This is a genomic window from Microcoleus sp. Pol7_A1, from assembly GCF_036701085.1.
Lineage (GTDB): Bacteria > Cyanobacteriota > Cyanobacteriia > Cyanobacteriales > Microcoleaceae > Microcoleus > Microcoleus asticus.
This window is the reverse complement of the sequence record NZ_JAUBQD010000018.1, coordinates 25,589-36,963: the sequence shown is the minus strand read 5'-3', so window position 1 is coordinate 36,963 and position 11,375 is coordinate 25,589. Positions and strand designations below refer to the sequence as shown.

Below are 11,375 nucleotides of genomic sequence, written 5' to 3'. Positions count from 1 at the left end.
GTAGGGAAACGGCACTGCCGTGTCCTGATTGCGGGTTATATTAATTCCGATGCTACCGGATTTGATATGACTGCGTATGCGATCGCTAGCATACGGGGAAAGGGCGATCGAAGCTGGTTTTCAAACTCATATTGCTCAGCCGATTGAGCCGATTGAACAAGGATTAATTATTGCCAATCTAGCAGGGAGCTTTTTAACTTTTTTGAGATTTAACTCGGCGGTTGAAACCGCTTAAGAGTCAAACGAATTAGATCTCCGCACCGGACTTAGCCTGGGCCCAAAGCGTGTCAACTTAACGTAGAACCAATTGTCCGGCACGGGGTGAAACCCCTGCCTCAAAGCTAAATTCCTCTCCCATAGGACTAATGAATTCTTGAGTCCTCTTTGAGAGGACTTTAGCTATCAGCCCCGTGGAACTCATTCCCTGGCGGCCTTTAGGTTTAAGTTGACACCAACGAACAATGTTGTCTCCTGATTTTTTAGGGAACATTCCTCAATAGACCTCTTGCAAAGATAATTAGGACGGGCAAGATGCCCGTGCCACAAGAATTATTTTTTTCTTGTGGCACGAGCGGGAGAACCCGTGCGATAATTGATGAAAAGGACTTTTGCAAGAGGTCTAATCTTATACCAACTATTAAAACTCGCCGAGTCCTGCGCCGAAAACGGCAATCCCCTTTCTCTACAAGTATTGTGTCTTAATTTTGCCGGAAACATACCTGACAAAGTTTTACTTTTCAAAAAAAAAAACGATTTATACCAGCCATTAAAAGCCGCAGAGTCCCGCGCCGGACACAACAATTCCCTGTCCTTACAAATATCGCGTACAATCTGATTTTGCAGGAAAACAACATAGTTAATTGTTATCAACTTAAGCCGATCGCCTTAAGTAACAAAAGGTAAAGCGAGGGTCTTCTCGGCGATTGCTTGCCGCTCGCGAACAAGGACATACTATTTGGCATTTACTTAGGAACCGTGCGTTTCAAGCAAAAAAAAACTATATCCGCCGTTGAAAATATAACAAACCGAATTTTTTTAGTATTTTTGCTTAATTTCTTTAATCATTGTAATACTGTACTTAATCCTTAAGGCGGTTGCCTCAAGCGGGCAAATTAAGGTGGTATATAGGAAAGATCGTCCTTATTAGTTACTCCCAGGTTGGCAAGATTAGTTAGCTGTTAATCTGCATTACTTAAGTGGGTTGTTATGAACTTATCTGAAAACAATAAATTGACTCCGATCGACCCCAGCGCGATCGACCTAAATCTGGAACCCAAAACCGATGCCCCGTTTCCCGTCGTCGGGATTGCAGCTTCTGCCGGAGGCTTGGAAGCATTCATCGAGTTGCTGAGCAACTTACCCGCAGATACCGGCATGGCATTTGTGCTGATCCAGCACTTAGCGCCCGATCGTCAAAGCCTGCTGAGCGAGATTCTCCGCAGAAGCACGCAAATGCCGGTGAATGAGGCGCAAGACGGCATAGCTGTAGAGCAGAACCATGTCTACGTCATTGCGCCGAATACCAAGCTGCTGCTGTTAGAAGGGTTGCTGAGAGTGGTGCCCCGCGAGAAGATTGATGGCAAATGTATGCCCGCAGATGCGTTTTTCGAGTCCTTAGCAGCCGATCGGGGCAGCAAAGCCATCGGCGTAGTTTTATCGGGAGCCGATGGAGACGGCGCCTTGGGGCTGATGACAATCAAAGCAGCCGGAGGCGTGACTTTTGCTCAATGCGAAGAAACAGCAAAATTCGAGAGTATGCCGAATACCGCCGTAGCTACAGGTAATGTAGACTTCGTTCTGCCGCCTGAGGCAATTGCGCGGGAACTGGTAAATCTCAGCCACCATTCCTTTTTGGCTGGGCCGCTCCCCGTCACAATCGCTGAAGCATTGCCAGAACCGGGATCGGCCTTAGCGACTATTTTTGGGCTGCTGAAATCGAACGCAGGCGTTGACTTCACCCAGTACAAAGTAGCCACCCTGAACCGGCGAATGCAGCGGCGCATGGTGCTGTACAAGATGGAACGATTGGAAGATTACGCTCAATATCTCCTCGACCATCCGGCGGAAGTCACAGCTTTATATGAAGAAATCCTGATCCACGTCACCAGTTTTTTCCGCGACTTAGAAGCTTTTGAACGCTTAAAAGAGTACGTTTTGCCTACGATTACCCACAATAAATCGGTAGAAACTCCGATTCGGATTTGGGTTGCAGGATGTTCGACAGGGGAAGAAGTTTATTCGATCGCCATTTGCTTGTTAGAGTTTTTGAGCGATCGAGTTATCCCACCGCCGATTCAGATTTTTGCTACGGATATCAGCGAGACGGCTATCAAGAAAGCGAGGTCTGGTTTCTACTTAGAAAACCAGATGTTAGGGGTTTCCGAAGAAAGACGCAGCCGCTTTTTTGTCTCCGTTGAAGGCGGATATCGCATCTGCAAAGTAGTCCGCGAACTGTGCGTTTTCGCCCGACAAAACTTAGGCATCGACCCGCCTTTCTCTAATCTCGATCTGATTAGCTGCCGCAATGTGATGATTTACTTGACAGAACGTTTACAACAACGAGTTGTGTCAGTTTTTCATTACAGTCTCAACAGAACAGGCTTCCTGATGCTCGGCACTTCCGAAAGTACGGGCAAATCTTCGGAATTATTTACTTTAGTGGATGGGCCATCTAAAATTTATGCCAAGAAGTTAACTTCAACTCCTCCCCGGCTGCCCTTTGCGCCAAGTTTCTTTCCCCTAACCCGACCCGATAATCCGCAGCCCATGAATGCAAATTTTTCTCATAGCTTTGACTTGCAGCGCGAAACAGACCAATTGATTTTAAAGCGGTACAATGCTGTGGGTGCGGTTGTCAACGAGCAGATGGAGATTGTGCAACTCCGGGGAGACACTAATCGGTACTTAAGACTCACACCCGGAACGCCGACTTTAAACTTGTTCGCAATGGCGGTACCAGGATTGTCTGTTGACCTTCGCACTGCAATTTATCAAGCGCAAACTCAGAATGTGACGGTGAGAAAAGAACGGCTGAGGGTGCAAGAGGGGGAGGAGAGGCATCTCGTCAATTTTGAGGTGATTCCGTTCCAGCCGGCTAGCTCGGAAACACGCTACTTTTTGGTGTTGTTTGAAGAAAGTTTACCCCCAGCGATCGACCTGATAATCGACAATTTGGATAGCTTAGAACCAAGCGATTTAGAGCGGGAAGTAATGCGGCTGAGGCAAGAACTTGCCATCGCCAGACAAGAGAAAAACATAGCTCAAGCACACCTGCAATCGGTGGTAGAGCAGCAAGAAAATCTCACGCAAGACCTCAGAGTTGCCAACGAAGAAATTATATCGAGCAACGAGGAGCTACAAAGCATCAACGAGGAACTAGAAACAGCTAAAGAAGAAATTCAAGCTACTAACGAAGAACTGATTACCACTGTGGAGGAACTTCGCGCTCGAAATCTCGATTTGCAGCACGTTAATAACGACGTGACTAATTTGCTGGCCAGTATCAATATTCCAATTTTAATGTTGGAAAACGATTTGCGGATTCGCAGCTTTACGCCAATGGCACAGCGGCTGTTCAATCTGATTTCTACGGATGTCGGGCGTCCCTTTAGCGACATCCGACTCAATCTGGAGATTCCCAACTTGGAAGAGATGATTTCGGAGGTGATTGAGACTCTCAACACCAAAGAACAAGAAGTGCAAACTCAATCGGGATATTGGTACGCCCTCCGCATTCGCCCTTACCGCACAGCGGAAAACCAGATTGAGGGTGTGGTAATGGTTTTGATCGATATTGACGCTCTCAAACGCAGTGCTGCCACAATAGAAACAGCCCGCAACTATGCGGAAACAATTGTGGAAAGCGTGCCAACGCCTTTAATGGTGCTGGATGCTGATTTGCAAGTGAACACCGCCAATCGAGCGTTATACGAAACGTTTCAAGTTTCATCTTCAGAAACCGCTCAAGAGTCCTGGTTTGAATTTGCTACCGGGCCGTGGAATAGCCCGGAACTGCGAGAGCTTTTGGAAGATATTCTGGTTAATAATGTTGAGGTTAACAACTTTGAGTTCGAGCAGACTTTTGGGCGGCTAGGGCAGAAAACTTTGCTGCTAAATGCTTCTAAGGTTGAACCAGAAGACAGGGTTTCAATGATTCTGCTGTCGATCGAGGATATCACCGATCGCAAGCAGTTTGAGACAGAGCGATCGCAGTTATTGGAGCAGGAACAGTCAGCCCGCCAACAAGCTGAAAGGGCTAACCGAGCTAAAGATGAATTTCTAGCGAATCTCTCCCACGAATTGCGCAATCCCCTGACTCCGATTCTGGCGTGGTCGCAAATGCTCCGATCGGGGAAACTGAAAGAAGCAGAAACTAATCGCGCTCTAGAGGTGATCGAGCGCAGCGCGAGGGCGCAAGCTCAGTTAATCGAAGATCTTCTCGATATTTCCCGGATTACCAACGGCAAGCTTAAACTGTCTACCCGTTCGATCGATCTGCGGTTAGTGGTGCAAGCTGCGCTGGAGGGTGTTCAATTCTCAGCTTCCGCAAAAAACATTGCAATTGTTTCGGGTTTGACTTCTGTAAATGTGTTAGGCGATATCGATCGCTTGCAGCAAGTTTTATGGAATATCCTGTCTAATGCGATTAAGTTTACTCCGGTGGGGGGACGAGTGGAAATCGTGATGGAGGCGATCGAGAATTATGCTGAAGTTCGAGTCACCGACACCGGAAAAGGGATTGCGCCTGAGTTGTTGCCGCATATTTTCGATCGCTTCCGCCAAGGAGATTCCAGCACGACTAAGGCGAATCAAGGGCTGGGATTGGGATTGTCGATCGTGTACCATCTTGTTCAACTGCACGGGGGAACGGTGCAAGCCGATAGTCCGGGTGAGGGACAAGGAACTACAATAACTTTGAGATTGCCGTTGAGAGCCTCCCCTGAAGATTTGACACCGCCAAGCCCATCAGAGCCGGCTCCATTGCCAGAGCAGGCCACAGAGGCGATCGTCGATGAGCGCCTTCCCTGTTTGGATGGTTTGCAAGTTTTAGTTGTAGATGATGAGGCTGATACCCGGGATCTCTTAAAGTTTGTGCTGGAAAATTACGGCGCTGATGTTTTGACAGTAGAATCTGCAAAAGCAGCGATGGCGGCTTTGACGGCAAAACCCGGCAGATATGACGTGCTAATCTCGGATATCGGAATGCCTGATGAAAACGGGTATTTCTTAATTCGGCAAGTGCGATCTCTTGCTGCCGAAGCTGGAGGAAAAATCCCAGCCGCCGCGCTGACTGCGTATGCGAGCGATCGAGAACAAGAAAGGGCGATCGAAGCTGGTTTTCAAACTCATATTGCTAAGCCGATCAAGCCTGTTCAACTAGGATTAATTATTGCCAATCTAGCAGGGATCTTTTAATTTATTTTGAGATTCGACTCGGCAGTTTTAACCGCTTCTTGTCACACGCATTCAGAATCCCGCGCCAGACTTAGCCTGGGCCGTTTCTCTACTCGCATACAATCCGATCTTGTAGGGACACAACACTGTTGGGTCCTGATTTTGTAGGAAAACAACATTCTTCAATGTTAATATTAATCATTAAAAGTCGCAGAGTCCCGCACCGGACAAGGCATTGCCGTTTCCCTACAAATATTGTGTCCTGATTTGGTTGGGACACAACATGGTTGTATCCTAATTTTAGAGGGACACAACATGGTTGTATCCTTATCTTATAGAAACACCAAATTGTTTTTATAATTAACAATTCCTAAAAACAATTGCTAAAAAAAACACAACGTGAGAAAATAGAAAAACATATAGAAATTTAGGAGTTATGATTCTTGGTAACTATTAAATGTCGGGGCATTACCTTCTCAAATATCGAAGCCGCAATCTTTGACAAAGACGGCACTCTAGAGGATTCTCAGGAGTTTTTGAGACTGTTGGGGATGAAGCGAGCGCGCCTCGCAGACGCTCAAATTCCGGGCGTTGGAGAGCCTTTACAAATGGCTTTCGGCATCGAAAGCGGCAGCATTGACCCTACGGGCTTGCTAGCAGTGGGCAGCCGCAGGGAAAATGAGATTGTTGCAGCGGGATACATTGCCGAAACCGGCAGGGCATGGCTGGAATCTTTAACTATTGCGCGCCGCGCTTTTGACGAAGCTGACGAAATGTTTAAAAATAGTGCTGTTTCTCCTTTATTTGTCGGCAGTTTGGAAGTGCTGAAATATCTTTCGGAAGCGGGTTTGAAGCTGGGAATTCTTTCGGCTGCTACGACGGAAGTTGTGCAGAAGTTTGTGAAACACCACGAATTAGCCGACTACATTCAGTTAGAAATGGGAGTTGATTCAACCCTTCATAAACCAGACCCGAAATTGTTTTTGCAAGCTTGTGAGAAACTCGGAGTGGAACCGGCAGCAACTTTGATGGTGGGAGATTCAGCGGGCGATATTCAGATGGGTAAAAATGCGGGCGCGGCGGGCTGTATCGGGATTTGTTGGGGAAATGCGCAGGTTAGTCATTTGGAAAAAGCTGATGTGGCGATCGCATCTTTGGATGAAATTACAATTTTAGCAGATTGAGCAAACATCACATCTTTATACCCATTATTAAAAGTCAAAGCCGACGGTAGGGAAACGGCATTGCCGTTTCCTCCAAATCAGGACACGGCAATGCCGTTTCCCTACAGACAACGCAAACCGAGAATTACGACATCTCTTTCAACGCCATCAAGTTCGGCAACTTGCGGCAGATATCCCCACCGCTGAAAGCCAAATTTCTCAAACAATCTTAAACTCGGCTGATTGTGAGCAAAAATTATGGCCATGAGAGTTTTAAGCTTCAATTCTGGACTCCGCACAATTGCCGATTGCAATAATTTTTGTCCGATTCCGCAGCGCTGGCGATCGGGTGCGACGTAGATGCTAACTTCTGCTGTATGCTGATAGGCGGCGCGTCCGTAGAAAAGCTGAAAACTCAGCCAGCCAACAATATTTTGTTCTGATTCTATTACCCAAATCGGCAAGGAATTGGGGGAGTGTATTCTGTACCACTGAAGGCGGCTTTCGACTGAGATTGGTTTTAAATCTGCTGTGGCTATTCTGCCCGGTATTGCTGCGTTGTATATTTGAACAATTGCTGGCAAATCGCTTTCTTCTGCGTCGCGGATTTTCATCGTTTGCTTGACTGTTGACTGTTAACTAATGACTAATGACTAATAACTAATGACTATTGTACAGTTCCATAATATCGCTGACAGCCATGCGCGAATTTGCTCCCAAAGTCAGCGGCGATGTGTGTCCTCGCTGCAAGTGATCGGCCGCCGCGCAGCCGATCATTGCTGCGTTGTCTGTACAATATTTTAATGGCGGAAACAATACTCGCAAATTGTGTTTGGCTGCTGCTGCTTGTAAGTGTTTTCGCAGTCCGCTGTTTGCTGCAACTCCGCCCCCGACGGCAATGGTGGTAAGCCCGAAATTTAGCGCGCAGTCGATCGATCTTTTCGTTAAACTCTTAGCTACTGTTTCCTGAAAGCTGGCCGCAATATCATTAATTGTAGAGGCAGGCAAGAAGCCTTCCCCATCCACATTGTTATTTTGTTTTTTGAGTTTCTGCACTAATTGCAAAACTGCTGTTTTCAACCCGCTAAAACTGCTGTCGTAGGGGTGGTAGCCGCCACCAGGCAGCGAAATTCTGCCTTCTGGCAGGGGGTATGCTTGGGGATTGCCAAGGGCGGCTAATTTGTCAATCAGCGGCCCGCCCGGATATCCTAGCTGCAACAGTCTCGCGACTTTATCAAAAGCTTCGCCGGCGGCGTCGTCGCGCGTGTGTCCTACAGTTTCGTAAACGCCGCAATCTTTGACGTAAATTAAGCTGGTGTGTCCCCCGGAAACTAACAAACACAAAAACGGTGGCTGCAAGTCTGGTTCGGTAAGGTAAGAAGCGTAGATGTGCCCTTCGAGGTGGTGGACACCTAAAAAAGGTTTTTGACGGACTATTGCCAAGCTTTTCGCCGCTGTCAGCCCGACTAACAATGCACCTACTAAACCCGGGGCACAAGTCGCTGCAATGCCGTCAATTTCTGACCAACTCAGATTTGCCTCCGAGAGACACTGGGCAATTACCTGATTTAGCATTTCTAGGTGACTCCGCGAAGCCACTTCCGGCACTACTCCGCCGTACTGCTCGTGGATTTTAATTTGCGATGCTACAACATTGCTGCAAACTTGACGATTCTTAACAATTGCTGCTGCTGTTTCGTCACAACTTGTTTCGATTGCGAAAATGGTTGCCATTAACTGGTAATTTTATTTGATAGGTTAGCTATTGCTAGCTTAACTAATTCGGCGCCAGTCCCCCGCTATACCTGTACTCAGGTTATTGTTGAGGGATCTTTGCCCGATCGACAGGTAAGGCCATCATCTGATGCAATGAAGGAATATCCTCGCGGTATTGCTAGCTCAGCACTGACCTATGAAAACGCGAATCCCTCTTTTTATTGGGCTTTGTCGCATCAATGATGGATACTTGAGACTGTCAAGAAACACGGTAATCTGGATTCCAGATCGGCAAGTTGAAATGCTTGTACAAAAACTTATTGTTTTGTAACAAAAGGAAACAATTCCATGCGACGATTGTTTGCTGCAATTTTAGTGTTGAGTGTCTGGATCAGTTTTGCTCCAGTTGCTTCGGCTTACAATTTAGTGCCGTGCAAGGACTCTCCCGAATTCAAGGAACTGGCTAAAAATGCACGTTCTACTAATGGCGACCCGGCATCTGCGAAAGCGCGGTTCGAGCGCTATTCTCAAGCTATGTGCGGCCCCGAAGGATACCCGCACTTAATCGTAGACGGCAACTTGAGCAAAGCAGGGGACTTTTTGATTCCTAGCATACTGTTCTTGTATATCGCAGGTTGGATTGGTTGGGTGGGCCGTTCTTATCTGCAAGTTACCAAAAAATCAGCAACCCCAGAGGAAAAAGAGATTATTATCGACGTTCCTTTGGCAATCAAATGTATGCTGAGCGGCGTTTTATGGCCTCTGGCAGCTCTGACATCAATCACCAGCGGTGAAATGTTTGCAAAGGACGACGAAATTACTGTTTCCCCCCGCTAAAATTGGGAAATGGAGAAGAGCTAATAGCTAACAGTTAATCAATTAACTGAGAATTAGCAATTAGCCCTAGATCGATCGGCAATTACCAACTGTCTCAAATTTTTAGGAGCAGAATTCATGCAATACTTTGTCAAGTTTCTTTCGACCGCACCAGTCTTGGCTATCCTTTGGATATCTATTCAAGCTGCGGGTTTAATTGAATTTAACCGCTTTTTCCCAGACCTGCTTTTCCATCCGATGCCTTAAGATTTGAGGGAAATTAGGTTGCAAAACCTAAGAGGTAAAAGTTGAGAGTTTTGACTTTTGAGTGATGAGTTACAGGTTAATTTAGCGCTAAAAGATCAAAACTCTCAAACCGTACCAGTTGGTTGGTGCAAGACGAGCACATAAATGGCGAAAAGCCAAGCATCTAAACTATTTAGTTATCAAATTAGTTGCTAATGACTAATGACTAATGACTAATGACTAATGACTGATGACTAATGACTAATATTGTGAATCGATGAAGTCTTATCTCGCCGCAGCAATTCAAATGACTAGCTTGCCTGACCTGCAAAAAAATTTGGTTCAGGCAGAGGAATTAATCGACCTGGCAGTGCGTCAAGGTGCGGAGTTAGTTTCCTTACCAGAAAATTTCTCGTTTATCGGAGAAGAGGAGGAAAAGATTGCTTCAGCAGAGGCGATCGGGCTCCAAAGCGAAAAATTCCTCAAAACGATGGCCCAGCGGTTCCAGGTAATGATTCTGGGCGGCGGATTTCCAGTGCCGACGGAGGGGGGGAAGGTATACAATACCTCTTTGCTGGTAGACCAAAACGGTACTGAAGTGGCAAGGTACAGAAAAGTACATTTGTTCGATGTGAATGTGCCAGACGGCATTACTTACAGGGAATCGAACACTGTGAAAGCTGGTGAAGATTTGCCACCGGTTTATGTGTCGCCGGAGTTGGGGACGCTGGGACTTTCGGTGTGCTATGACGTGCGGTTCCCGGAAGTGTACAGGCATTTGTCGTACAAGGGGGCTGATGTTTTGTTCGTGCCGGCGGCGTTTACCGCTTACACTGGCAAGGATCACTGGAAGGTTTTGCTGCAAGCTAGGGCGATCGAGAATACTTGTTATACGATCGCCCCTGCACAAACTGGCCGCCACTACGGTCGCCGTCAAACTCACGGTCACGCGATGATTATCGACCCTTGGGGTGTGGTTTTGGCTGATGCTGGAGAGGAACCGGGTGTGGCTATTGCAGAAATTAATCCCGATCGACTAGAACAAGTCCGCCGCCAGATGCCGTCGCTGCAACACCGGGTTTTTATGTGAAGGAATTTTGAGACCAATTGGTCTCAAAATTTCAGTCCCGTCAGCCACAAGACCTGAAAAGTTTTTATTCGCTAAAGTAATTTTGTACGTTGGTACACAAAAAAACTTAGATCGCGTGCGTGCGATCGACCAAAAGAAGCCAGTGGGGGCGGATTTACGCCGATCTATGAGTGATATTGTCGATCGGGCGTGACTCGGGGCCCCGACAGCTTAATATATTGTTTTTTCCCGGAGATGAACGGCCAATAACTCGCGATAAAATGTCTAAGGCAGGTTCAATGGGCGTGCACTTCTGCTAAAAGGCGAATTGGCGAAAGTAGAATTGCACGAAATGCGTCTTTTTTGGAGAAATGAAACACACTCTTTCGGTTTTAGTTGAAGATGAAGCGGGTGTCCTCACTCGAATTGCTGGTTTGTTTGCCCGTCGGGGTTTTAATATTGAAAGTCTCGCCGTTGGCCCGGCGGAGCAAGTGGGAATATCTCGGATTACGATGGTTGTACCCGGAGATGACCAGGTTATCGAGCAGTTGACCAAGCAACTGTACAAGTTGATTAACGTACTAAAAGTTCAGGATATAACGGAAATTCCCTGTGTGGAACGGGAGTTGATGTTGCTGAAAGTTAATGCTGCTAGCGGGACGCGATCGGAGATAATTGAGTTAGCTCAGATTTTTAGAGCGCGAGTGGTGGATATTGGTGATGATACGCTGACATTAGAAGTTGTCGGAGATCCCGGTAAAATGGTGGCGATCGTCCAGGTTCTGAATAGATTTGGGATTAAGGAAATTGCTCGGACTGGGAAAATTGCCCTGACGCGAGAGTCGGGGGTAAATACTGAGTTTCTCAAGTCTTTGGAAGCGAAAGTTTGAGTCAGGAGTCATCAGTCATTACCCATTAGTCAGTAGTCAGAAAGTATCTTTGAAATTTTAACTTTTGACTTCTTATTACCA

General features: G+C 46.7%; 9 protein-coding genes. 7 read left to right on the top strand and 2 right to left on the bottom strand.

What is annotated here, in order from left to right; genetic code table 11:
* Window positions 1-76 precede the first annotated feature (76 nt).
* The 3 genes from QUA20_RS12885 (at window position 77) to QUA20_RS12875 (ending at window position 6,578) form a co-directional block, all read left to right on the top strand.
* Window positions 77-235 carry a hypothetical protein gene (locus QUA20_RS12885; protein WP_333189209.1) on the top strand — a complete coding sequence of 53 codons (159 nt, stop codon included), beginning with the start codon at window positions 77-79 and terminating at the stop codon, window positions 233-235.
* A gap of 971 nt (window positions 236-1,206) precedes the next feature.
* A complete protein-coding gene (locus QUA20_RS12880) occupies window positions 1,207-5,415 on the top strand; it encodes a chemotaxis protein CheB (RefSeq protein ID WP_333189208.1) in 4,209 nt (1,402 codons plus the stop codon).
* 422 nt (window positions 5,416-5,837) lie between these two features.
* Window positions 5,838-6,578, top strand: a complete 741-nt coding sequence (locus QUA20_RS12875) for an HAD family hydrolase (protein ID WP_333189207.1) — start codon at window positions 5,838-5,840, stop codon at window positions 6,576-6,578.
* Window positions 6,579-6,679: 101 nt separating this feature from the next.
* On the opposite strand, the gene QUA20_RS12870 is transcribed toward QUA20_RS12875, so the two are convergent.
* On the bottom strand, window positions 6,680-7,171 hold the full coding sequence (locus QUA20_RS12870) for an N-acetyltransferase family protein (protein WP_333189206.1): 492 nt from the start codon (window positions 7,169-7,171) through the stop codon (window positions 6,680-6,682).
* 46 nt (window positions 7,172-7,217) lie between these two features.
* The gene (gene tsaD / locus QUA20_RS12865) at window positions 7,218-8,291 is read right to left on the bottom strand and encodes a tRNA (adenosine(37)-N6)-threonylcarbamoyltransferase complex transferase subunit TsaD (protein ID WP_333189205.1); all 1,074 of its coding nucleotides are present in this window, start codon (window positions 8,289-8,291) and stop codon (window positions 7,218-7,220) included.
* Window positions 8,292-8,621: 330 nt separating this feature from the next.
* On the opposite strand from tsaD, the gene QUA20_RS12860 reads away from it, so the two are divergent.
* The 4 genes from QUA20_RS12860 to ilvN all read left to right on the top strand — a co-directional run bounded on the left by QUA20_RS12860 (window position 8,622) and on the right by ilvN (window position 11,294).
* Window positions 8,622-9,110 carry a Photosystem I reaction center subunit III gene (locus tag QUA20_RS12860; protein WP_333130856.1) on the top strand — a complete coding sequence of 163 codons (489 nt, stop codon included), beginning with the start codon at window positions 8,622-8,624 and terminating at the stop codon, window positions 9,108-9,110.
* 117 nt (window positions 9,111-9,227) lie between these two features.
* Entirely contained in the window at window positions 9,228-9,356 is a 129-nt protein-coding gene (gene psaJ / locus QUA20_RS12855) for a photosystem I reaction center subunit IX (RefSeq protein ID WP_172188099.1), read from the top strand.
* A gap of 256 nt (window positions 9,357-9,612) precedes the next feature.
* On the top strand, window positions 9,613-10,425 hold the full coding sequence (locus QUA20_RS12850) for a carbon-nitrogen hydrolase family protein (RefSeq protein ID WP_333189204.1): 813 nt from the start codon (window positions 9,613-9,615) through the stop codon (window positions 10,423-10,425).
* A 350-nt stretch (window positions 10,426-10,775) separates the two neighbouring features.
* A complete protein-coding gene (ilvN, locus tag QUA20_RS12845) occupies window positions 10,776-11,294 on the top strand; it encodes an acetolactate synthase small subunit (RefSeq protein WP_333189202.1) in 519 nt (172 codons plus the stop codon).
* The last annotated feature ends 81 nt before the right edge of the window (window positions 11,295-11,375 follow it).

Bases quoted from the DNA above. Each gene is read 5' to 3' on its own strand.
- QUA20_RS12850 (WP_333189204.1), top strand. From the start codon at position 9,613: ATGAAGTCTTATCTCGCCGCAGCAATTCAAATGACTAGCTTGCCTGAC.
- ilvN (WP_333189202.1), top strand. From the start codon at position 10,776: ATGAAACACACTCTTTCGGTTTTAGTTGAAGATGAAGCGGGTGTCCTC.
- tsaD (WP_333189205.1), bottom strand. From the start codon at position 8,291: ATGGCAACCATTTTCGCAATCGAAACAAGTTGTGACGAAACAGCAGCA.
- QUA20_RS12860 (WP_333130856.1), top strand. From the start codon at position 8,622: ATGCGACGATTGTTTGCTGCAATTTTAGTGTTGAGTGTCTGGATCAGT.
- psaJ (WP_172188099.1), top strand. From the start codon at position 9,228: ATGCAATACTTTGTCAAGTTTCTTTCGACCGCACCAGTCTTGGCTATC.
- QUA20_RS12870 (WP_333189206.1), bottom strand. From the start codon at position 7,171: ATGAAAATCCGCGACGCAGAAGAAAGCGATTTGCCAGCAATTGTTCAA.
- QUA20_RS12885 (WP_333189209.1), top strand. From the start codon at position 77: ATGCGATCGCTAGCATACGGGGAAAGGGCGATCGAAGCTGGTTTTCAA.
- QUA20_RS12880 (WP_333189208.1), top strand. From the start codon at position 1,207: ATGAACTTATCTGAAAACAATAAATTGACTCCGATCGACCCCAGCGCG.